Source organism: Clostridium chromiireducens, from assembly GCF_003575225.1.
Lineage (GTDB): Bacteria > Bacillota > Clostridia > Clostridiales > Clostridiaceae > Clostridium > Clostridium chromiireducens.
Window position 1 is genome coordinate 355,660 of record NZ_QXDJ01000004.1, and the last position, 22,800, is coordinate 378,459.

General features: G+C 30.9%; 20 protein-coding genes. 5 read left to right on the top strand and 15 right to left on the bottom strand.

The window, feature by feature from the left end:
- Positions 1-13: 13 nt before the first annotated feature.
- Entirely contained in the window at positions 14-1,285 is a 1,272-nt protein-coding gene (locus D2A34_RS17500; RefSeq protein WP_119367428.1) for an APC family permease, read from the bottom strand.
- Between the two features lie 107 nt (positions 1,286-1,392).
- Positions 1,393-2,616 carry a peptidase U32 family protein gene (locus D2A34_RS17505; RefSeq protein WP_119367429.1) on the bottom strand — a complete coding sequence of 408 codons (1,224 nt, stop codon included), beginning with the start codon at positions 2,614-2,616 and terminating at the stop codon, positions 1,393-1,395.
- 360 nt (positions 2,617-2,976) lie between these two features.
- Between D2A34_RS17505 and D2A34_RS17510 the strand changes: the two genes are divergently transcribed.
- From D2A34_RS17510 to zupT, 3 genes are all read left to right on the top strand, one after another.
- Complete coding sequence (locus D2A34_RS17510; RefSeq protein WP_079440510.1) at positions 2,977-3,204, top strand: FeoA family protein; 228 nt, start codon at positions 2,977-2,979, stop codon at positions 3,202-3,204.
- A 53-nt stretch (positions 3,205-3,257) separates the two neighbouring features.
- Positions 3,258-5,375, top strand: a complete 2,118-nt coding sequence (gene feoB / locus D2A34_RS17515; protein WP_079440511.1) for a ferrous iron transport protein B — start codon at positions 3,258-3,260, stop codon at positions 5,373-5,375.
- 186 nt (positions 5,376-5,561) lie between these two features.
- On the top strand, positions 5,562-6,365 hold the full coding sequence (zupT, locus tag D2A34_RS17520) for a zinc transporter ZupT (protein WP_079440512.1): 804 nt from the start codon (positions 5,562-5,564) through the stop codon (positions 6,363-6,365).
- A 64-nt stretch (positions 6,366-6,429) separates the two neighbouring features.
- Here the strand turns inward: zupT and mntR are convergent, their stop codons facing one another.
- Complete coding sequence (mntR, locus tag D2A34_RS17525; RefSeq protein WP_119367430.1) at positions 6,430-6,906, bottom strand: transcriptional regulator MntR; 477 nt, start codon at positions 6,904-6,906, stop codon at positions 6,430-6,432.
- Positions 6,907-7,081: 175 nt separating this feature from the next.
- On the opposite strand from mntR, the gene D2A34_RS17530 reads away from it, so the two are divergent.
- On the top strand, positions 7,082-8,131 hold the full coding sequence (locus D2A34_RS17530) for a galactose ABC transporter substrate-binding protein (protein ID WP_119367431.1): 1,050 nt from the start codon (positions 7,082-7,084) through the stop codon (positions 8,129-8,131).
- A 131-nt stretch (positions 8,132-8,262) separates the two neighbouring features.
- On the opposite strand, the gene D2A34_RS17535 is transcribed toward D2A34_RS17530, so the two are convergent.
- The 9 genes from D2A34_RS17535 to udp all read right to left on the bottom strand — a co-directional run bounded on the left by D2A34_RS17535 (position 8,263) and on the right by udp (position 18,981).
- Positions 8,263-9,219 (bottom strand): tRNA dihydrouridine synthase, encoded by a 957-nt coding sequence (locus D2A34_RS17535; RefSeq protein WP_119367432.1) that lies wholly within the window; start codon positions 9,217-9,219, stop codon positions 8,263-8,265.
- A 170-nt stretch (positions 9,220-9,389) separates the two neighbouring features.
- A complete protein-coding gene (locus D2A34_RS26830; protein ID WP_182629423.1) occupies positions 9,390-9,566 on the bottom strand; it encodes a hypothetical protein in 177 nt (58 codons plus the stop codon).
- 222 nt (positions 9,567-9,788) lie between these two features.
- Positions 9,789-11,792, bottom strand: a complete 2,004-nt coding sequence (locus D2A34_RS17540; RefSeq protein WP_079440516.1) for a KUP/HAK/KT family potassium transporter — start codon at positions 11,790-11,792, stop codon at positions 9,789-9,791.
- A gap of 125 nt (positions 11,793-11,917) precedes the next feature.
- Positions 11,918-12,616 carry a response regulator gene (locus tag D2A34_RS17545; protein WP_119367433.1) on the bottom strand — a complete coding sequence of 233 codons (699 nt, stop codon included), beginning with the start codon at positions 12,614-12,616 and terminating at the stop codon, positions 11,918-11,920.
- Positions 12,606-15,320, bottom strand: coding sequence for a sensor histidine kinase (locus D2A34_RS17550; protein ID WP_119367434.1), 2,715 nt, complete (start codon positions 15,318-15,320; stop codon positions 12,606-12,608). Before D2A34_RS17550 ends, D2A34_RS17545 begins: the two co-directional genes overlap by 11 nt.
- 78 nt (positions 15,321-15,398) lie before the next feature.
- Positions 15,399-15,743: a hypothetical protein gene (locus D2A34_RS17555; RefSeq protein WP_119367435.1), complete on the bottom strand. Its 345-nt coding sequence runs from the start codon at positions 15,741-15,743 to the stop codon at positions 15,399-15,401.
- Positions 15,744-16,155: 412 nt separating this feature from the next.
- Positions 16,156-16,842, bottom strand: a complete 687-nt coding sequence (locus tag D2A34_RS17560; RefSeq protein WP_119367436.1) for a YczE/YyaS/YitT family protein — start codon at positions 16,840-16,842, stop codon at positions 16,156-16,158.
- Positions 16,843-16,865: 23 nt separating this feature from the next.
- On the bottom strand, positions 16,866-18,056 hold the full coding sequence (locus tag D2A34_RS17565; RefSeq protein ID WP_079440521.1) for a phosphopentomutase: 1,191 nt from the start codon (positions 18,054-18,056) through the stop codon (positions 16,866-16,868).
- 136 nt (positions 18,057-18,192) lie between these two features.
- A complete protein-coding gene (gene udp / locus D2A34_RS17570) occupies positions 18,193-18,981 on the bottom strand; it encodes a uridine phosphorylase (RefSeq protein ID WP_119367437.1) in 789 nt (262 codons plus the stop codon).
- A gap of 406 nt (positions 18,982-19,387) precedes the next feature.
- Here udp and D2A34_RS17575 point away from each other — a divergent pair, with 406 nt between their 5' ends.
- Positions 19,388-20,122 (top strand): GntR family transcriptional regulator, encoded by a 735-nt coding sequence (locus D2A34_RS17575; RefSeq protein ID WP_079440523.1) that lies wholly within the window; start codon positions 19,388-19,390, stop codon positions 20,120-20,122.
- 90 nt (positions 20,123-20,212) lie between these two features.
- Here the strand turns inward: D2A34_RS17575 and D2A34_RS17580 are convergent, their stop codons facing one another.
- The 3 genes from D2A34_RS17580 to D2A34_RS17590 form a co-directional block, all read right to left on the bottom strand.
- Positions 20,213-20,461 (bottom strand): hypothetical protein, encoded by a 249-nt coding sequence (locus tag D2A34_RS17580; protein ID WP_079440524.1) that lies wholly within the window; start codon positions 20,459-20,461, stop codon positions 20,213-20,215.
- A 141-nt stretch (positions 20,462-20,602) separates the two neighbouring features.
- Positions 20,603-21,553, bottom strand: coding sequence for a DHH family phosphoesterase (locus D2A34_RS17585; protein WP_242966064.1), 951 nt, complete (start codon positions 21,551-21,553; stop codon positions 20,603-20,605).
- Between the two features lie 136 nt (positions 21,554-21,689).
- A complete protein-coding gene (locus tag D2A34_RS17590) occupies positions 21,690-22,703 on the bottom strand; it encodes an aldo/keto reductase (protein WP_119367438.1) in 1,014 nt (337 codons plus the stop codon).
- Between the last annotated feature and the right edge of the window lie 97 nt (positions 22,704-22,800).

The following is a 22,800-nucleotide window of genomic DNA, read 5'->3' on the forward strand; positions in this document are numbered from 1 at the left end:
ACAAGAAGTATTTCTATAAAACTCCCTTAAAGAAAGTTAAAGTTTTAAACTTTTCTATGAAATTTGGAATGTTCTTATGCATGCTCACTAAACTTACTACCAGCAATAATAACCAGCCTATTAAATGCGAAAAAGTTAACAGAATAATTAATATAATTATTAATAGTGTTATTAATCCTTTTAGTAGCATGCCATTTACACATTTCAAGCTTGCAATGAGTCCAAGAAGTGCATTACAAATAAAAAAAGTATTTGCAATTCCTACAGTCCATTCCACGGTAACATAATTATAATGAATAAGAAAAATAACTAGACAATGAAATGTAGTTAACACCATTAATGCTCTTTTGGGAGATCTTTCTTCTTCCTTTTTTCTTAGGAAAGCAGGAAGAGTTCCTTTTTCTGCCCTGGAAGCCATTTGTCTTGTCACAGCACCTAATATCATAATTAAGGTTGAATAACATAAACCTGCTGCTATAATTCCCATAATAATATATGATAAATTACCGAATAACGGAATGAGAATTAAGCTTACATTGATATCTGTTTCTTTTGTAACCATATAGCTTGTACTATTCTGTAAAGCAAAGGTGGTCAATAGATATATGAAAATAACAGCTGAAAGACTAATTTTCATAGCGCGCATAAGCGTCTTCTCTGGATTTATTACCTCTTCAACATAACTTCCAATTACTTCCCAACCTATAATGGCCCAAAATAACAACAAAAGCGTCGAGCCAAGTGTTGTAATTTGCGGGAAGGCATTAGGAAAACTTATAGAATCTTGCTCTGAAAGATTAAAAATACTGCCAATAACAAGAATAAGGCCCGTAAGTGAAGAAAGCACTAAAGTAACTCTTCCCATTGCAGTTATTCCCATTAATAGAACAAGTACATTAAGCAGTAACAAAATTAAAATTACAAATATCTGATAATTATTTCCCCCCGGAATCATATTGCAAATAAAGCCAGAAGCTGTATACAAAACAGCTACTGGACCAAAGCAAACTGCTGCTGTTAAATAGTTTGAAGATAGTTCACGAAAATTCTGCCCAAGTTTCTCTCCTACTACTACATTTACTCCCTCATTACTTGAAGTCAGTATACTCATCTTTGTAAATATATAAGCAAATATAATACCCATAAGCATTATTATTATCCAAGCAATAATGGCTTTATCTCCAAGCATATTAATCGCTATAGGCGGCAAAAGTACAATACCCGATCCTAATATTGGACCTATCATTAGACCGCTAATAGTAATAGTATTTAGCTTTTTGTTCATATTTCCCCTCCTTATTGTTCATTATTATATTATAAGAGGGCAAATCCCATTTGTAAAATTGAAAATGTTAATAAGATCTATCGAAAATTTTGATGAGGTGCTATGATTTAGACATCTTTTCTTTTTACAATTATATCTCCGACCTTTAATTCATCATGACATTGTACAGTAAAAATCATTTGTGGAATATTTGCACTTTCTATAACTTCTCCATTTTCTTTTCTCATATTCTCAAGTTTTGTAAACTTGTTATCGCCTTTTATGGCTAAAACTTCAACAAAATCTCCATTATTAACTTTATTCCTTTGTTGTATAGTTGCAATGTAGGTTTCCTTATTATAATCTTTCACAATACCTACCATATCATAATTTTGTATATATGCGGAGCTTTCATAACTCTGTCTTACTTCTTCATCAAAATAAAAACCTGTTGTATACGGTCTATGGCTAGGTTTCTGAATCTCCTCCATCCATTTGGGGTTAAATTTATAGTTTTTAGGATCCTCCATATATTTATCAATTGCTTCTCTATAAGCCTTCACAACAGATGCTACATAATATGCACTTTTTATTCTTCCTTCAATTTTAAAAGAATTTATTCCAGCTTCAATAAGTTCAGGAATATGTTCTATCATGCATAGGTCCTTTGAGCTCATGAGATTAACAGTATTATCGCCCTCTGTAATTTTTTGATAGTCTCCTGTCTCTCCTTCTTCAAATAGATGATATTTGAATCTACAAGGCTGAGTACAAGTTCCTCTATTTGCATCTCTGCCAGTTATGTAAGTTGATAATAAACACTTACCAGAGTAACATGCACACATTGATCCATGTACAAATGCTTCTATCTCGCAAGTTTCTGGTAACTCTTTTCTTAATATTTTTAAATCTTCAAGACTCATTTCTCTTGCAGCAACAACTCTGCTTACTCCAGCCTTATGCCAAAATAAAGCAGATTTATAATTTAAATTATTGGCCTGAGTACTTAAATGTATTTCAAGGTCTGGTACAACTTCTTTTACTATACTCATAATTCCTGGATCAGCGATAAGTACAGCATCAACACCTACTTCATATAATTCTCTTAGATATTCTTCTACTCCCACCAAATCTTCATCATGTGGAATTACATTTAAGGTAACATGTACTTTTCTTCCTCTTGAATGTGCATATTCAAGACCTTCTTTTAATTGTTCTATTGTAAAATTATCTGCAGCCGCCCTTAAGTTTAATTTATTTCCTCCAAGATATACTGCATCAGCACCAAAATCTATAGCAGTTTTAAGTTTCTCTAAATTTCCCGCTGGTGCTAGGAGTTCTATTCTGTTCATATTTTATGTCCCCTTATCTTTTAAATAAATAATACGTAATACCTTTATAGTATTACAGTATTATTTTTATATCAAGAAGTAAAAGATCTAATCTGTACTAATATAAAATTAAATGTATTTTGTCAGATGTCACATTTTTAAATATCTAATCATAAATTGTATTAAAGTTAGTCGAAGGAAACTTTTTTAGTACAGTATAATTTTTTTGCCTATATGAAATTATTTTTTAACTCTAATTATAACTTCTACCATGCCCATACGATTTTATATTTATAGAGTTAGCCTTAGGAAAAATATTTAACTTAAGAATAAACTTTTAGCTTAAAAATTTAAAATGTTCTATTTGAAGGAGGAAATAATATGTTAAATCTTAATAATATTTCAGTAGGAAACTTTGCTAAAGTTGAAAATTTGTCTGCGACAGGTATGCTAAGAGAAAGACTTCTTGCTCTTGGACTCACAAAAGGCGCAAAGATAGAAGTGATAAGAAAAGGGCCTTCTGGAGATCCCACAGTCTATGATATTCGCGGTGCTATGATAGCTCTTAGAAATGAAGAAGCTTCTTTAATATCTGTTAATGAATGCTAAAACAGCAGGTATTACCTGCTTTTTATAATAATATTATATTTTAGGAGGCTATAATGGGTCTAACATTTGAATCAACAAAAAATAGTTCACTAACAGACATATTTAAAATAGAAAAAAAGGAATCCCAATACATTATTGCACTTGCTGGTAATCCTAACACTGGAAAAAGTACTGTATTTAATTCCCTAACTGGACTCCATCAGCATACTGGCAATTGGCCCGGTAAAACAGTAGTAAACGCAAGAGGAGAATTTACTCATAACAGTAAAGAAAATATCTTAGTTGATATTCCTGGAACTTATTCATTATTTGCTTCATCTGTAGAAGAAGAGGTAGCAAGAGACTTTATTTGTTTCGGAAATTCAGATGCTGTAATAGTTGTTACTGATGCAACTTGTCTAGAGAGAAACTTAAATCTTGTCTTTCAAGTTATGGAGTTAAGGCAAAATGTAATACTATGCATCAATCTTATTGATGAAGCAAAAAAGAAAAATATAACAATAGATGCTAAAGGAATTGAACAAGAACTTGGAATTCCTGTAGTTTTATGTGCAGCTAAGAGCGGACAAGGTATAAAAGAACTAAAGGACGCAGTATATAAAGTTACAACTGGTCAAATAAAACCAAATCCTAAAGTTCTGATGTATGATAACTATATAGAAGAAAAAATTAAAACCATTCAACCTATTATAGAAAAAAATATACAAAATATAACTTCTAGATGGCTTGCCTTAAGAATTATTGATGGTGATAAAAAATTAATAGCTTCTATTTCTAGCAATATAGATAGCAATTCATTAGAAGAAATAATGAATATTGTAAAAGAATCTAACCTTCATGATGAAAATAGAAATATAAGAGATGATATTTCTAAGGAAATTTATATAAAAGCTGAAGAAGTAAGAGATAAATATGTAAAAGAAGATAAATCAAAAATGAACAGAGATAGAGTGATTGATAATTATATAACTTCAAAAATATTTGGTATTCCGCTAATGCTTTTAGTTTTAGCGGCAGTGTTCTGGGTTACAATAACTGGTGCAAATATCCCATCTGAAATGATAGCAAATGTACTTTTTGCCCTTGAGGATAAGCTTACTTTATGGTTTACAAACATGAATGCCCCAAGCTGGCTTCACGGAATTCTTATACTTGGACTGTATCGAACCTTAGCATGGGTTGTGTCTGTAATGCTTCCACCAATGGCAATATTCTTTCCTATATTCACAATACTTGAAGATTTAGGATACCTGCCAAGAGTAGCTTTTAACCTCGATCATTTATTTAAAAAGGCTTGTGCCCACGGTAAACAATGCTTAACAATGTGTATGGGATTTGGTTGCAATGCCGCTGGAATAATCTCTTGTAGAATAATTGAGTCTCCTAGAGAAAGGCTTATAGCAATCTTAACAAATAATTTTGTTCCATGTAATGGAAGATTCCCTACCCTAATAGCTATAGCTACAGTTTTCCTAGTTTCAAAAGGCGGAAGTGAATTTAGTTTTTTACCCGCTTTATCAGTTACCGCCTTAGTTATTATAGGTATATCTGTAACTTTGTTAGTATCTTATGGATTATCTAAGACAATTTTAAAAGGAGTACCATCTACATTCACTTTGGAACTTCCTCCTTATAGAGTTCCTAAAATAGGGAGAGTTTTATATACTTCAATAATTGACAGAACTATATTTGTACTTTGGAGAGCTGCAGTTATAGCTGCTCCAGCTGGCGCAATAACCTGGATACTTGCTAATATATATATTGGTGATTCAAGTATTATTGGACATGTTGCAGCTTTTCTTGATCCTTTTGCTCAAATTATTGGCATTGATGGATATATATTAATGGCCTTTATATTAGGATTACCTGCAAACGAGATTGTACTTCCAATACTCATGATGTGTTATCTATCGACAGGCTCTATGATTGAATTTAATAGCATAGATTCTTTAAGAGAAATATTATTAAATAATGGATGGACTTACCTTACAGCACTAAATACTATGTTATTTAGCTTATTACACTGGCCATGTGCTACAACTCTTTTAACAATAAAAAAAGAAACAGGGAGCTTAAAATGGACAGCCATTGCAGCTCTACTTCCTACTTGCATTGCAATTTCTGTGTGTTTTATGACAAGTATAATTTTTAGACTCTTAGGATTAGCTTAGTGTAATTCAATAAAAGGTTGTAACCTAAAAAGTTGCCAACCTTTTTATGATTATTCATAAAAGCTTTTAAATTACTTATACATTTATCCATTTTCTAGTATAATATAAAATATATCAATTGTTATCTAATATTTATTTTTATTCAAATGTATTATACTATTATTTATAAGTAACACGGAGGTTAAAATGAATAATATTTTATTTGCTTTTGGATTGACTCTTTTCGCTGGTCTATGTACTGGTATAGGGAGCGCTATTGCATTCTTTACTAAAAAAACAAATACTAAATTTCTATCTATAAGTCTTGGATTTTCTGCCGGTGTAATGATTTATGTTTCTATGATAGAAATATTCTTTAAAGCAAAAGATTCTCTTACAAATGAACTTGGTCTAAAAGTCGGCTCATGGATTACTGTAATCTCATTTTTTGCTGGTATGCTTTTAATTGCACTTATTGATAAATTAATCCCTAGCGGCGAAAATCCACATGACATGTATAAAATTGAAGACATAAATAATAACAATAGACATTTAGATACTAAACTCCTAAGAATGGGGATATTCACTGCATTAGCTGTTGGAATTCATAATTTTCCAGAAGGTTTAGCAACTTTTATCTCTGCGCTGCAGGAACCTTCTATAGCAATACCAATTGCTGTGGCTATAGCAATCCATAATATTCCTGAAGGAATAGCAGTATCAGTACCTGTTTACTATGCTACTGGCGATAAGAAAAAGGCGTTCTTTTATTCATTCTTATCCGGTCTATCTGAACCCATAGGTGCACTTGTAGGTTATTTAATATTAATGCCTTTCATTAATGATTTAGTATTTGGTATACTCTTTGCATCTGTGGCAGGAATAATGGTATTTATATCTCTAGATGAATTACTCCCTTCAGCAAGAGAATATGGTGAACATCATCTTTCAATATATGGCCTTGTAGCTGGGATGGTAGTTATGGCAGTAAGCTTATTATTATTTTTATAAATTATAATAAATATTATTATTAAGCCAATCCAATAAGTACAGGTGATTCTGGAATCACCTGTACTTATTTACTATTATTTTTCACATTTCTATATTCATTGAACTTTTCCATCAAATCAGGATACTTGTTAAAAAAATTTATCAAATCAATCATTCCATATAAAACATTACTGCTTATAGTATGTTCAATCTTTTCCGTTTCTTCCAATAAATCATCTGATATATTAAGTAGTTTTAGAAATTCTTCAATTAGATCATGACGTTTTAATAAGTACTTTCCTATTTTCATTCCCCTGCTTCTAAGAATAATTACACCATATTTCTCATATTTAATTAAATTTAAATTTGCTAGTTTCTGTATCATTTTAGTAACTGAAGATGGCTGTACATTCAATGCAGCTGCAAGATCATTAGCCCTTATAAATCCGCTCTTACTTGAAAGTCTATAGATCATTTCCATATAATCCTCAGCTGAAGGTGATAAGAGGCTTTGATTTTTTCTCATATATTCTCTAAAAGTAAAAAATTCATCTTCTATCATTACTCCGCTCCTAACTTATTATCTGATACTTAAGTATATTATTAGTATTTGTTAAATATATTAATTGAATAAAGATTTTCCCTTGTAATGTAATTTACAAATAAAATAAGATAAATATTTATATGTCCTAACGATAATAATAACTATATCTACAAAAGCGAAAGAGATGATTTCAATGAGGAAATTAAGGCTAATAGCGTCAACACTAGAGATATTATTTATTACATTCTTAATAATGTTAAATTATTGTAGTAACAATATTAATGCTGAGGTAACTTCTCCTTCAAATCAAACACCTATAAAAATAGCTGTATTCATATATGATTTTAAAGATAGATATATATCCTTAGTTGGACAAAATTTCGAGGAAATTCAGAGGAATAATCAAGGAAAAGTTGAATTTACTTTTTACGATGGAATGGATGATCAAGCAGTTCAAAGTAGAGATATTAATACAGTATTAAACATAAGAGATACCGACCTTATATTGTTGGATATTGTAGATACAAATAATTCTAAAGTAGTGATTGATAGAATTAAAGAAACAGGTATTCCAGTAATTCTATTTAATAGAGAACCCATTAATATAGAAGACGTAAGATCCTATAATAAAGCGTTTTTTGTAGGAACAAATGCATCACAAGCTGGGACACTGCAAGGTCAAATTTTAATTAATGCATGGAATTCCAATAAGAGTCTTGATACAAACAATGACGGTATAATGCAATATATTATGCTAATGGGAGAACGAGATAACATAGAAGCTATAGAAAGAACGAGATATTCTATTTCAACTATCAATAACGCGGGTCTTAGAACTCAAGAACTTGATTTGAGGGTAGCTGATTGGAATAGAGATTCAGCTAGAAGTATAGTAGAGGCACTTTATTTGCAATATGGCAGAAACATTGAGGCTATTATTTCTAATAATGATGAGATGGCAATAGGTGCGATAGAAGCGCTTCAGAACTACGGCTATAATAAAGGAGACAATACTAAAACCATACCTGTAGTTGGTGTCGATGGTATACCAGAAGCTCAGGACTTAATTAAGCAAGGTACTATGACTGGATCTGTGCTTCAAGATGCTAAAGCTATGGCTGAAGTATCTTACAATATGGGAATAAATTTGGTAGATAGAAAAAATCCTCTTGACGGCATACCATATGAATTTGACAGCACAGGAGTTGCAGTCAGAATCCCTTATAAAGAAATAATTAGCTAATTAACATGTAATTTAAATTAAAGGCTCCCAAATTTACTGGCAGCCTTTAATACTTGCTTCTATAAATATTATTTCTTCTAACAGCGCAAAACAAATAAACAAAATACTTCCATGCAACACTGCTCATAATATTAAAATTCACACAAAGGTGTATTTTCTATCTCAAGTTCTTGAAACAGCCTTGATATAATTGATTTATATTCGTTTAAGCTATCTGTTTTTCTTATTTTCTTTGCATATTTATCACTATCCACAAACAAATGTATCATATAAAACCATAATTCTTTCATTTTAAATAATACATTCTTATCTCCAGAAAGGACTTCTTGATAACCTGCGCAAACTGCATCGTGGAACTCTTTCATTACTTGCTTATCTATAGCATTATTATTCTTAATTTCGCTTATTAATGCCGGATTTGTAATTAGGCCTCTGCCTAGCATTACAGTATCTAGATTTGGATACATTTCTATCAATTCTTCATAATTCCTTACGTTAAAAATGTCCCCATTGTAGCAAACAGGATTTTTGCTTAATGATAGTGCATCTTTAAATACCACCATATTCGGCTTGTTCTTGTAATAATCTGTTTGTATTCTTGGATGGATTATAAGCTCTTCTAGAGGATATTTATTGAAAATTTCAATTAGCTCATAAAATTCATCTGAGGATTCCTTTCCGATTCTTGTCTTTATAGAAATTTTCGTTGTTGCCTTTGAGAATATCTCCTCTAAAAATTCATCCAGCTCCTTTCTTTGTGAAAGAAAACCTGAACCTTTACATTTTGTAACAACTGTACCAGATGGACATCCCAAGTTTAAATTGATCTCATCATAGCCAAACTTAGTTAATTCGTTCACTGTACCAATAAAATGCTCCGAATTATTAGTAAGTATCTGAGGAACCACAATAATGCCTTGATTATGCTCAGGTAATACATCATTTAATTCTCTTGAAGTAAACCCCTTATTTTTAGTTGGCGAGATAAATGGCATAAAGTACTTATCAATTTGTCCAAAAAAAGTTTCATATGCATTTCTATATATATATCCAGTAACACCTTCTAAGGGTGCAAAATAATATTTCATATTATAATACTCCTCGTTTATAAATAATTTCACATCTATTGTATCCAACAAATATCTTTTTGTATAGTCACTTAATACTTTTCTATTCTGACATGTCACTTACTTTATTCTAGACGAGATGAACTTACCGGACTTACCAATAAGTCTTTGATAGAATTTTTGAACTAATACTATTGCTTACAATAAAAAATCCTGTTTTCCCAAAATAAAACAGGATTTTTTATAATCTTTCCAATCTTTATCACTTGGCATTTATTTTCTTCTTCAATTCTAAATCTTATAGGATTGATTTTTCCGTCTTTCCTAAAATAAGCTATCATTTCTATCCTTTTAGAAACAACCTTCATCTCTGCACTTCCCTTACAATATGCTGCTCATCATTGAAAGTATATCCTAATTTTAAACTTTTTAAAGTTCTGAAGAAAAAAGAATGATCTACTAGCATATTGTAGACCATTCTTTTTTATGAAACTGTAACAAAACTAATCTAATATATAACTCTAAAATAAAATTTCTATTGCCCACAAATTTGTGGCTGTTCAATGAAAATCGAACTTAATTTTATAAGATTACTTTGAAGCTCTTTTTAAAAGTTCTTGATTACAGCTGCTTAAAAAGAGTGGAACATTTTCAATATCAACATCACTAGTATCAAGCCCAAACCATCTTGTTGGAGAAACAGTAAATCTTTTTATAAATAACTTAGCTCTGTATATGAAGGCTTCCCAAAAACCCAATTCTGTTTCATATGAAAGCTGTTCTACAATTAAAGAGAAACGAAAATCACCAACTCTTCTATCAGGCATAATAGTATAGTTTCTAGATTGAATGTTTATTTCTCCGCTTTTAACTAACTCAGTAGAGATCTGACGTAAATACACATTTAATCTTTGTTCTACTCTAAAGCCAAGTCTTAATTGGACTTTCACAATATAAAAAGTTCCAAAGGTTTCAACTTCATACTCTGCATCATAAGGGTTATCAGTAACAACAATATTAACAAACCAATACACATCTGCTTTCTTAGGTCTTTTATCTAAGATGGAGTACATTATATTTCTTTCAATTTTCTCTGCATATTCTGAATTAGTTAAATATACAAGATTTGTTGCGTATTTAGGTCTATCAGTATCTTTTCGCAAGAGATTTAGCTGCGCTTTATAATCTTCAATTTTTACATACTGTAGTAAGCGGATTTTAGTATAGTGACCTTGAATCCATATATACATAACAGATAAGAATGCTAAAGCAATTAAAACTGCTACATATCCACCATGCATAAACTTAACAGCATTTGCAATAAAGAAAGAAACTTCAAATATACCAAAGAAAATTAGCATACTAATGGCAATAGTAGATGAAACCTTTTGTTTTAATAAGTAGTTAAATAGTAGAATAGTTGTCATCAGCATAGTAACAGTAATTGATAATCCATAAGCACCTTCCATATTTTCGGAACTTCTAAAGTGTAGAATAAGTCCAATACAAACAATCCATAAAAGTTTATTAATTGAAGGGATATACAATTGCCCTTTAGATCTAGATGGATACATTATATGTAATCTAGGAAATAAATTTAATTTAATCGCTTCAGAAACAAGGGTAAAAGATCCTGAAATTAATGCTTGAGAAGCAATAATTGTAGCCAACGTTGAAATTATTATACTACAAATCAAAAAGCTATTTGGGACCATTTGAAAAAATGGATTTAAGCCTTCTACATTTATATACATAGGATTTTTTCTAGCAGATAAAACCCAAGCTCCTTGACCAAAATAATTTAATAATAAACAGGCTTTAACAAAAGGCCAAGAGGCATAAATATTCTTCCTACCAGCATGCCCAAGGTCCGAATAAAGTGCTTCTGCACCTGTTGTTGCTAAAAATACGCTGCCTAGAATAAAGAATCCTAATTTGTTTTCACTGCTAAGAAGAATCTTGATTGCATAGTATGGAGACAATGCACGTAATAGAGCCCAATCATGAGAAATTTGCATAATCCCTAAAATTGCCAACATCGAAAACCAAACAAGCATTACTGGTCCAAACATTTTTCCGATTAAATCAGTTCCAAAATGCTGAATAAAAAAAAGTATACTTAATATTACTATTACAATGATAATAATAATATCTTGATTACTACCAAAAAGAGCGTTAAAACTTGGAATAAGCTCTAATCCTTCAACTGCCGAAGTTACAGATACAACAGGGGTTAACATCCCATCAGCAAGTAAGGCCGAACCACCAAGCATAGCTGGAATAATAAGCCACTTTGCACGATTACGAACCAAAGTAAAAAGAGAGAAAATTCCACCCTCACCTTTATTATCCGCCTTCAATGTAACAAAAACATATTTTATTGTTGTTAAAATAGTTATCGTCCAAAAAATTAATGATAAGGATCCAAGAATAAAATCTTCAGATATATGTTCTAAACCGCCATTACCTTGAACAATTGATTTCATTACATAAAGAGGTGACGTTCCAATATCTCCATAAACTACACCTAATGCAACTAATATTCCGCCTAAACTTAATTTACTGATACCATTATGTTTTATAGTTGATTTCATATTAATCATCCTTTTCAATAAATAAAAATATAAATATAGTATGCCTCTTTCAAGCATAATAATTAGTATAATTTTGTTTAATATTAACTGAAATTATTTAAGTTTATACACAGATAACTAAAAAATTAATCCTCTGCTAACCTATACCCTACTCCAACTTCAGTATAAATATACTTGGGCTCAGCTGGATTTTTTTCAATTTTTCTTCTTAGGCTTGCCATAAAAACTCTAAGAGATTGAGTTTCATTTCCCACCATTGCTCCCCAAATTTCATTAATAATAAAATTATGTGTCAGCACTTTTCCAGCATATTTGCAAAGAAGAGCCATTATCTTATATTCTATTGGAGTTAAGTGAATATCTTCATTATCTATAGTCACTTTTCTCTTTTCAAAATTAACGACTAAACCCTTGACTTTAAAAATTTCTATATTCTCCTTTTCATTAGCACTTGAAGCACTATGTCTTAAAGATACTCTGACTCTTGCTAGTAATTCACCAATTCCAAAAGGCTTAGTTAAATAGTCATCCGCCCCTTTATCTAAGGCCTCTATTTTTTGTCTTTCACTTTCTCTTGCTGAAACAATTATTATAGGAACTTTTGACCATTGTCTGATATTTGAAATAACATCGATTCCGTCCATATCAGGAAGCCCTAAGTCTAAAATTATTAAATCAGGTTTATGTGACATAGAAAGCGCAATAGCTTCCGCTCCCTTCTCTGTTTCTATGTAATTAAATCCTTGTGCCTTTAAGGATGCCACTATAAAATTTCTTATAGGTCTATCATCTTCCACTACAAGAATATACGGTTTACTGTCCAATCTTATCATCCCCCTTTGGAATATTAAATCTAAAAATAGCCCCTCTACTTTCCTTATTATAAGCACTAATTGTGCCGCCATGCGCTTCAACTATAGATTTACAAATTGCAAGCCCAAGTCCAACACCTCGCCTTGAGTCAGATATTTTATCTCCATTTGTAAAAAATCTTTCAAATATATGAGATAATATTTCTTCTGATATTCCCATTCCATTATCAATTACTTCAAAAATAACATTTTTATTATTCTCATAAACTTTTACTTCAATTAACGAACCTTTAGGAGTAAATTTTACGGCATTATCAAATAAATTTATAAGCACTTGTTCAATTAGACTTCCATCCATAGGAACCATTATTACCTCTTCTGGAACTGTTACTTCTATTTTATAATCCTTAAAGCGTTTTGAAGTTCTTTGAACTGCCTCATATACTACTTCTTCTACAATTTCAATGCTTTTTCTAACTTTCAGATTCCCACCATCAAATCTCGTCATACTAAGTAAGTTTTCTACTAATCTTATAAGCCACTCAGTGTCATCATAAATACCTTGTAGCAGCTCTCCTTTAGTTTCTTCTGATATAAGATTACCTGTTTCAATAATAGTGCTTACAGCACCTTTAATACCTGCAAGAGGACTTCTTAAATCATGAGAAATTGATCTTAAGAGGTTACTTCTTAATCTTTCACTTTCAATTTCTAAATTAGACTTCTTTTGAGTTTCTGCAAGAATTTCTCTATCTAATGCTATGTAAATTTGACTAGCAACTGTTTCAAATATAAATTTTTGTTTCGGTTTTAAAGTTCCATTAGTGCATGAAATCCCCAATACTCCCAATATCTTCCCATGACTTTTTAAAGGAATATAATATCCTTTTGCTCCATAAAAAGTGTTAGTACCTGCACCAGATTCTTTATCATTAACAAATGTCCAATAGGCAACAGCTTCTTCATCCTTATTTAATAAACTTCTATCTTTTTCTCCTTTAATTGCTGTATAAGTGAATGGAGCTGATAGTTTATTTTCTTGTGCCAAGTAGCAGATAACGGTTCTTTCTAGTAACCTTGATAAATATTTTATACCTATTCCTATAACATCTGCTGTACCTGTTGCACTTAATAATTTTCTGCTTACTCTATATAAAATTTGAGTTGTATTTTCTCTTGCTAAAGAATTTTCTGCTTCTCTTCTTATCTTATTTGTAAGCGTACCTATTGTAAAAGCTACTATAAGCATTATCGGAAATGTAACCAGATAACTTTTATCATAAAATTGCAATGAATATCGAGGTTCTGTAAAAAGATAATTAAATAAAACCACACTAATTGCAGAACATATAAATCCTAAAATATATCCTCTTGTTTTAATATTTACAATAATAACTCCTAAGATAAAAATCATAATAATATTAGCTTCACCATAATCTAAATAATCAATTAATAATGTAGCTAACGCAGAAATTAACATAATTAAACTTGATATCAAAATTTCTTTAAGCGATAAATTAAATTTAATATTATTCTTTTTAGTAGAGGTTTCATTTCTTTCAATTGTTATTGAGTTTGGTATAACATATACATCTATATATGAATTGGATTCCATAAGCTTATCAACTATATCTCGCGCATAAAAACGAGAAAAAACATTTGGCTTCTTATGATTTTTGCCTATAATGATTTTGGTAACATTTCTAAATTTAGCATATTGGATTATCTGCTCAATTGTATTGTCACTATGAACAGTTACTACTTCTCCACCTAACTGCTCTGCTAAATTAAAGTGTTCACTTAATCTTTTTCTATCTTCCTTGCTTAAGTTTTGTGACTTTGTAGTTTCAACATAAAATGCTATCCATTTGGAATGGTGCGCTTCTGCCATTCTTGTAGCCGTTCTTATTATTCTTGAAGACGATGGTGACGGAGAAATACATGCAAGTATTGCATCTGATGTTGGCATTACAGTTATCTGCTCCTTTGATAAACGTACATTTTCAACTTCATAATTTACTCTATCTGCCGTTCTTCGTAAAGCAATTTCTCTAAGAGCATATAAATTATTCTTAGTAAAAAAGTTATTTACGCCATTCTTAGTTTTCTCCGTGCCATATACTTTTCCATCACTAAGCCTCTTGAAGAGTTCATCAGGTTCAATATCAATTAATTCTACCTTATTAGCTTCATCAAATATCTTATCCGGAATTGTATCACTTATAGCAGTATGAGTTATACTTTCAACAATATCATTTAAACTCTCAATATTTTGAACGTTTAAAGTAGTATAAACATCTATCCCCGCTTCTAAAAGCTCTTCTATATCCTGCCATCTTTTTCTATGTCTTTGAGTGATCACATTGGTATGAGAAAGCTCATCAACTAAAATTATTTCTGGTTTCCTAACAAGCGCTTTATCTAAATCAAATTCCTTTAAGTTCATTCCCTTATATTCGATTATTTTATTATCTAAATTCTCAAGACCATTTACCAAAACTATAGTTTCTTGCCTTGCATCAGGTTCAATATATCCAATTACTATGTCGTGCCCTAATTTTTTCATATCATGAGCTTCCATAAGCATTGCATAACTTTTCCCCACGCCAGATGCATATCCAAAAAATATCTTGAGTTTTCCCCTTGAAGACTCTTTTTCTTCTTTATTTATTTGATTTAAAAGATAATCTGGACTATGTCTTTTATCAATATCTATTTAAATCACTCCCAACTTCAGTTAATTTTACTTTCTTTCCACTAAAATTATATAGGAGTATATAAAATAAAACTAGGATTATTCTATTTTTGAATATACCCACTCTCTTCCATATTGTGTATAATCATAAAATTCTATACTACTTCCTTTAACTTTGCCTTTTAAACTTTCAACATTTAAATAATTTCGTTTATCTTTATCAAAAGTTATTTTTATCTCATTATCTTCTATTGTGTATTCACCATAGGTGTAAAATACATCCTTATAAAAATTATATATAACCTTGCATCTTCCATTTGAAGTAAGTTCTAAAATTGTATTATCCGAAGTTTTATATTTACCACTATAAGGATCATTAGTTGAACCTGATATAAAAATATTGATCATAATAAAAAATAAAAGTATCGAAACTATCTTTTTCATTGTCTCCGCCTCATTTCTTTACTTGCTAATTTGTTTTCTACTTATTAGAATTCAATTTTATATATAAATAATACTATTTTATATATAAAGATTGGATTAAAATGCTCATATTTGTATAAAGATTGTATAAAGATTATAACGCTTTACTAATAAATTTACTTTTTATAAATCTTAACAAAAAAATACCCAAAATAGAAATTTAATTTCTATCTTGGATATTCTCCTCTATTTCTTAACTACACTTATGGCACTTTTAGCGAAGTTTTCTACTGTGAATCCAAATTATTCAAATAATGTTTCTGCGTTTCCTGATGCTATGAAAATATCTAATGATATTATTTTACTATTTCTCCTAGCTTTGCCCCAATATTAGGATTCGGTACATTGGTCATAATTCTAGCCTACAAAGATTTCATTTTTTGTATTCAAAATGTTGTTTTTGAACCTTTATATGTATCAAAATTGATTTTTTTACGACTTCTGATACAAATTGTATAATTGGTCCTCCAAATAAAGCTGCCATAACCGTTACTATACCTGCTTTTCCCCCAAGTGCAAAACCAATTGCAAGGGAGCTAAGATCACAAATTACTTTAGCTGTTTTATATTGAGAATTTATTTTATCTTTTAATATCATAGCTAAAGCAGTAAATGGATCTAATCCAATATCTATTGCGATAAAAATTCCAAGCCCTATAAATAACATCAAACATCCAACTACTGAACTTAATATTTTAAACTCTAATATAAGTGGAAAATTAAGAGCTTCATAAATTTTAGAGCCTATTCCTACAAAGGTTCCCATAGGAATTGTATATATGAAAGTTCCAATATTTATGTATCTTCTATTAAGTAAAAATGCAATTACTATAATTCCGTAGTTCACCACGTTTGTTACTATTCCTAAGCTACCCATTGGGAGCCCGCAAATGTTGCGAACTCCATCATATAAAATTGCTACTGCATCATTCCCAAGCATCGCAGCTGAGTTAAATGCAATTCCGAATCCTACAAAAGCAACTCCAACCAACGCTATTGCAATATTTATCATAAAAGTTTTTAGTGATTTTTCTTTTGTTTGGTTAAACGCATTATTCATTAATTATTATCATTCCTTTAGACCTATATTAACTTATTTAATACTGATTCACCTATTGTGTTCTCTGGCATTTCTAACCCAAAATTCTCTACTATTGTTACTCCAACTGTAGCAAAACTATTGCTTATTTCAAGTAATCCGCTTTCAGTCATAGATGGCGAATATGCTAGGAATGGAACATGTTCTCTTGTGTGATCAGTGCCTTTGTATGTTGGATCATTACCATGATCTGCAGTAATTATTAACAAATCATCTTCCTTTAGTTTATCTAATACTTTCCCTAAATTAACATCAAACTTTTCTAGTTCTTCTGCATAACCAAGCGGGTTTCTTCTATGGCCCCATAACGCATCAAAATCTACTAGGTTAACAAAACATAAGCCTTTAAATTCTTTATCCATTATTTCTAAGGTCTGTTCCATTCCATGAACAGAACTTTTTGATTTATTTGATTCTGTTATGCCTTCGCCATCATATATATCACTTATTTTTCCAACAGATATTACATCATAGCCATTATCCTTTAATACATTTAGTGCAGTTCTTCCATATGGCTTTAAAGCATAGTCATGTCTATTACTTGTACGTTTAAATTCACCTTTTTTCATTCCTAAATATGGTCTTGCTATAACTCTTCCAACTTTCCATTCATCTTTAAGAGTCAATTCTCTTGCAATTTCACAGCAGCGGTAAAGTTCTTCTAAACCGAAAGTTTCTTCCTGACCACAGATTTGCAAAACAGAGTCTGCTGAAGTATAAACGATCATATCTCCTGTTTCTATTTGGTGTTCCCCAAGCTCATCTAGGATTTCTGTGCCACTAGCACTTTTATTTCCTACAATTTTATGCCCTGTTCTTTTTGTAAGCTCATCTAATAATTCTTGTGGGAAACCTGTATCAGTAAAAGTTTGGAATGGCGTTTCTATTTTTAACCCCATCATCTCCCAATGTCCAGTCATTGTATCCTTTCCAACACTTGCCTCTCTCATTTTCATGAAATAGCTTAGAGGTTTATCAACTGGGCCCACGTGCTTAATAGGACGTAAATTTCCCAAACCTAATTTTTGTAAGTTGGGAATATTAAAGCTTTCTACTGATTCTGCTATATGCCCAAGGGTATCTACCTTAATATCTCCATACTCCTTTGAGTCCTCCATCTCTCCAATTCCAAGAGAATCTACTACTATAGTAAAAATTCTATTATATTTTTTCATAACTCCACCCTTTCTAAAAATAATTCTAAAATTAAATATCTCATCTAATTAATAATTTACCTTTTAATTTTAGTTTTAATTACTTATTATTTCAAATCATCTTCTGTAAATGACATTGGCAATAATTCTTCAATTCTTATTTATTATCTTCTCTCTCTTTGTCAGCTTTTATTAATTTTCTTATTCCCTCAATTGCAACTTCTATAGCAGTTTCTGTATCATGCACTATTTTATTTTCAAGTCCAGCCTTTTCGCGTTCTTGATTTGCAACAACTAAAAATACTGAACCAACTCGTACCTTTAAGTAACTTCCTACTATAAATAAAGCCGCTGATTCCATTTCAGATGCAAGACATCCCATTTTTAACCATGCATCCCACTTGTTTAGTAATTCATTACTAATAGGTTTAGTTTCTGGTGAATGTTGGCCATAAAAAGAATCCTTGCATTGAACTACTCCAACATGATAATCTTTATTTAAATCCTTAGATGCTTGTGTAAGCAGGCTTGCAACTTCAAAATTTGCAACAGCTGGGAATTCAATTGGTGCATATTCTTTACTAGTTCCTTCAGCTCTAATCGCTCCTGTAGCTACAACCACATCTCCACCTTTAACATTTATGTCCATTCCACCACATGTACCTACTCTTACGAAAGTATCCGCTCCGCAATTTACTAGTTCTTCTAAAGCTATAGCCGCTGATGGTCCCCCTATTCCTGTCGAAGTAACACTTACTTTAACGCCATCTAAATATCCAGTATAAGTAACATACTCTCTTTTATCAGCAATAAGCTTTGGTTCATCAAAGTAAGAAGCTATCTTTTCGCATCTTTTTGGATCTCCCGGCAATATTACGTATTTACCTACTTCTCCTTCTTTAACATCTATATGATATTGTTTACCCGAACCTTCTGAATAATTCATGCTAATCCCTCCATATATTTGATAAACCGCCTTAAGAATACGGTTACACTTATGTTCTTAAAAAATGTTGGATACGCTTCAAACTTGTCTACCAACTTGTATTATTGTCTGTACCAAAAGAATAGCATGTCTAATATTCCTTGTCAATACTTTTATTAATCCTATCTTTCTAGTTATATTTAATTGAAAACATCGATAAAATATGTACGAAATCTCAAGCAGACATGGTTAATACACCGCCTGAAATTATTTACAACAATTTGATTGCCACTGTCATAGAATTTAAGTTATAATAAATATAAATGAAATGTTTATCTGAAAATATATAATTTAGACGTTATACTTGTCTAGACATGTTTACGCTTTTAACTAGACACGTTTATGACTTCAGAAAGGTGATATTCTTATGAATGAATTTGATATCGTTGAAAACTCTAAGGAATTGAGATATGTAACTGTTTATAATCAACTTTTTAAAATGATAAACGAAGGTACTTTTCCTGAAGGAAGCAGACTTCCATCTGAACCTGAACTTTCAAAACTAATTGGTGTTAGCAGGACAACATTAAGACAAGCACTTGCACTACTTCAAGATGATGGACTTGTGAATAATATTCGAGGCAAAGGAAATTTCATAGTAAAATCTAGGCCACAAAAAGACTTGGGCCTCGAAACAATCGGCCACCCCGTATACAAGTGCCTAAACGAAGCGATTGATGAGGTTAGTATTGCGTTACGTATAGAACCATCGACAGAATATTTCAATAAGATCTTAATAAAGAAAACTGCCGCTGTAGTATTAATTGATAGATGGTATAAATCACAAGGCGAAGCTGTGGCTTATTCCTTTACATTATTTCCAATTGAAACAATTTCAAATTTCAATTTGGATTTAAATGATCATGATAAAATTTTGAATTTCATAGAAAAAGAAATTTATGAATTAGCAAGTAATATATTAGTTGAAATTAAATATTCTACTTCTGGAAATTTTGCTGCTAAAACTAACCCAATTTCCTCCGAAGACCAATTTTATCTAATACAGGAAACTATACATAAGGACTCAGAATTTCCGATAGCATCCAACAAACATTATTTGCCTATAAAAACTAGTGCAATTAAATTTCATCCTAAAAAATAGTATTAGCAATTAATGATTCCCTACATACATCAATAACAACATAATGCCATATATGTACGCATAAAAAATAGCACTTACGAAAGTAAGTGCTTAATTACATTCGACATTAATGTCTACCAACTCAATTTCCTTGCTTCCTTTAGGTAAGTTTGGAATCTCATCGTCACCATATCTTATCCTTATTAAAGCTGCCCTATAAATATCATCAGAGTAATTACCGTCTTTATATAAAAACATTGCTGTTTCTTTTTCTAAACAGCTAGGCATTATATCTTCAACATTATAGTGTCTTCCTTTATACTTGAATATACATTTAATTAATGTTTTAATTTTACTCATTTTTATCACCCTAATCACCTAGTATATGATAAACATGAATAAGTGTTACTTTTTATATTAAGCTGTTTTTAGAAGCCATCTTTCTATTATTTCAGCTTCCTCACTAGATTCTTTTTATTCGCTATTATTATATAACTTACCTTATAAAGTCTCCGCCAATAAAATATCCTTGAAAAGTTTATATATTTTTTCTTTATTAAAATTTGTTACATCTTTTATTAAACCCCCAGCCATATCCTTATGTCCGCCTCCAAAACCAATTCCCTTTAATGCTTTTTGTATAACAACAGCCGCACTCAACTTACTTTTCTCATTTCTAATAGAGAAATTTATTACCCCATTATTTTTTGCGCACAGAATTACAAACTCAATCTCCTCAAGTGACAATGTAAAGTCGCCAAGAATTCCAAGTAAATTCTGATCACATCCATCCTCAAAATAGCAGAACGCAACTCCCTCATCAATCTTTATGTTATCTATTAAGTACTTATAGAAATTTAGATCCTGAGTTTTAATATTATTTCTGAGTATTGAATTAACTAATGGAATATTAGCTTTTTCATATAGTATATGAAAGGCGTTTACATCTTCCTCTGATACGCCCCTTGTAAGTTGAGCTGTATCCATGTTTAGTCCTATAATTAGTGCAGTAGCTACATCCTTGGATATACTTATTCCAAGTTCTTTATAGTACGTATAAATTATGGTTGAGCAAGCTCCATAGCTGCTTCTTATATCAATATATCTGATATTTTCTGGTTTATTGACATCATGATGGTCTATTACTAATATTTCATATCCCTTTAAGTCTTCAACATTGCTATTTCCCTTACAACCATCTACTACAATTATTCTATCTTCATCACCTATATCAAATTCTTCATGCTTTCTGATGTTTATATTAATACTTTCTATCATTTTAACAAGTGAATCTCGTTGAATCTCCCCTTTATATATAATATGAGAGCTTATTCCAAACTCCAACAAAAGCTTGCTTAATCCATAGGCTGATGCTACTGCATCGTGATCTGGGAAATTATGAGTTTGTATAAGAACTCTTTTTGAATTTTTTAATTCATTAATAAAATCCATAATTTGAAACATATGCACACCATTCCTTATAACTAACTTCTTTGAACAAATTTATGACTTATAACCATATTTTACATACAATATTTTATTTAGTTAAATTTTAAACTCCATTCGTTATATTAACCATATATTCTATTTATGCCTTTAAAAATGTTTTATAGTCTTCATAATTTTTCTTCAAAAGATTTGGAGTGTCAAGACCATAAGGGCAGTGAGCCTTGCAATTTCCACACTCTATACAATCTTCGATTTTCTTCATCTTAGCTTGACCTTCCTCCGAAAGGTGTCCTTCAGTTGGAGATCGGCGAAGAAGCAAAGACATTCTTGCGCAATTGTTAATTTCTATACCCGCAGGGCATGGCATACAATATCCGCAACCACGGCAAAATTCACCTACAAGTTCTTTTCTTTCATTTTCAATAAATTCTTCAATCTCAGTTGTCATTACAGACGGCTTTTCAATATAAGAAATAAATTCATCAAGCTCATTTTCTCGTTGAATTCCCCAAATAGGTAAAGTATTGTCGAACTGAGAAAGGTATGCATAAGCAGCATCACTTCTTGTTATAAGTCCACCTGACAATGCCTTCATACAGATGTAACCAACATTCTTTTCTTTACATAAATTCACTAAATCCTCTTCTTTTTTATGTGCTAGATAGCTAAACGGAAACTGTAAAGTATCATAAAGTCCTGAAAGAACAGCCTCTATGGCTACTGAAAGTCTATGATTTGTGATGCCTATAAAATGAATTTTTCCTTGCTTTTTTGCCTCTAACATAGCCTCATAAAGTCCTGTCCCATCATTTGGTTTAGGGCAAAAACTTGGATTATGAAATTGATAAATATCTATATAATCTGTTTTAAGCATAGTAAGACTATTTTCTAAGTCCTGCCAAAACCCTTGCACAGTAGTAGATGGTGTTTTTGTAGCAATAATTATTTTATTCCTTACATCACTTAGCGCAAGACCAATTTTATATTCACTATCAGTATAACTTCTTGCTGAATCGAAAAAATTAATACCATTATCATAAGCTTTTCTTAATAGTTTTGCTGCTTCCTCACTAGAAACACGTTGAACCGGTAGAGCACCAAACCCATTTCTATTTACTATTATTCCTGTTCTCCCCAATGTAACATTCTCCATATTGTCATCACCCTTCTTATAATTCAATAAATATATTAGTTAATTTACTCTACAGTCGTCTTATGTCTTTCCTTCCTAATATTACATATTATAATAC

What these genes read in the sequence shown, in the direction of transcription:
- zupT (WP_079440512.1), top strand. Translation starts at nt 5,562, where the DNA reads ATGAATAATATTTTATTTGCTTTTGGATTGACTCTTTTCGCTGGTCTA.
- D2A34_RS17505 (WP_119367429.1), bottom strand. Translation starts at nt 2,616, where the DNA reads ATGAACAGAATAGAACTCCTAGCACCAGCGGGAAATTTAGAGAAACTT.
- D2A34_RS17510 (WP_079440510.1), top strand. Translation starts at nt 2,977, where the DNA reads ATGTTAAATCTTAATAATATTTCAGTAGGAAACTTTGCTAAAGTTGAA.
- D2A34_RS17540 (WP_079440516.1), bottom strand. Translation starts at nt 11,792, where the DNA reads ATGAAATCAACTATAAAACATAATGGTATCAGTAAATTAAGTTTAGGC.
- D2A34_RS17575 (WP_079440523.1), top strand. Translation starts at nt 19,388, where the DNA reads ATGAATGAATTTGATATCGTTGAAAACTCTAAGGAATTGAGATATGTA.
- D2A34_RS17530 (WP_119367431.1), top strand. Translation starts at nt 7,082, where the DNA reads ATGAGGAAATTAAGGCTAATAGCGTCAACACTAGAGATATTATTTATT.
- D2A34_RS17500 (WP_119367428.1), bottom strand. Translation starts at nt 1,285, where the DNA reads ATGAACAAAAAGCTAAATACTATTACTATTAGCGGTCTAATGATAGGT.
- D2A34_RS26830 (WP_182629423.1), bottom strand. Translation starts at nt 9,566, where the DNA reads ATGAAGGTTGTTTCTAAAAGGATAGAAATGATAGCTTATTTTAGGAAA.
- D2A34_RS17580 (WP_079440524.1), bottom strand. Translation starts at nt 20,461, where the DNA reads ATGAGTAAAATTAAAACATTAATTAAATGTATATTCAAGTATAAAGGA.
- D2A34_RS17590 (WP_119367438.1), bottom strand. Translation starts at nt 22,703, where the DNA reads ATGGAGAATGTTACATTGGGGAGAACAGGAATAATAGTAAATAGAAAT.
- feoB (WP_079440511.1), top strand. Translation starts at nt 3,258, where the DNA reads ATGGGTCTAACATTTGAATCAACAAAAAATAGTTCACTAACAGACATA.
- D2A34_RS17585 (WP_242966064.1), bottom strand. Translation starts at nt 21,553, where the DNA reads ATGGATTTTATTAATGAATTAAAAAATTCAAAAAGAGTTCTTATACAA.
- D2A34_RS17535 (WP_119367432.1), bottom strand. Translation starts at nt 9,219, where the DNA reads ATGAAATATTATTTTGCACCCTTAGAAGGTGTTACTGGATATATATAT.
- D2A34_RS17555 (WP_119367435.1), bottom strand. Translation starts at nt 15,743, where the DNA reads ATGAAAAAGATAGTTTCGATACTTTTATTTTTTATTATGATCAATATT.
- udp (WP_119367437.1), bottom strand. Translation starts at nt 18,981, where the DNA reads ATGAATTATTCAGAAGGTTCGGGTAAACAATATCATATAGATGTTAAA.
- D2A34_RS17565 (WP_079440521.1), bottom strand. Translation starts at nt 18,056, where the DNA reads ATGAAAAAATATAATAGAATTTTTACTATAGTAGTAGATTCTCTTGGA.
- mntR (WP_119367430.1), bottom strand. Translation starts at nt 6,906, where the DNA reads ATGATAGAAGATGAATTTTTTACTTTTAGAGAATATATGAGAAAAAAT.
- D2A34_RS17560 (WP_119367436.1), bottom strand. Translation starts at nt 16,842, where the DNA reads ATGAATAATGCGTTTAACCAAACAAAAGAAAAATCACTAAAAACTTTT.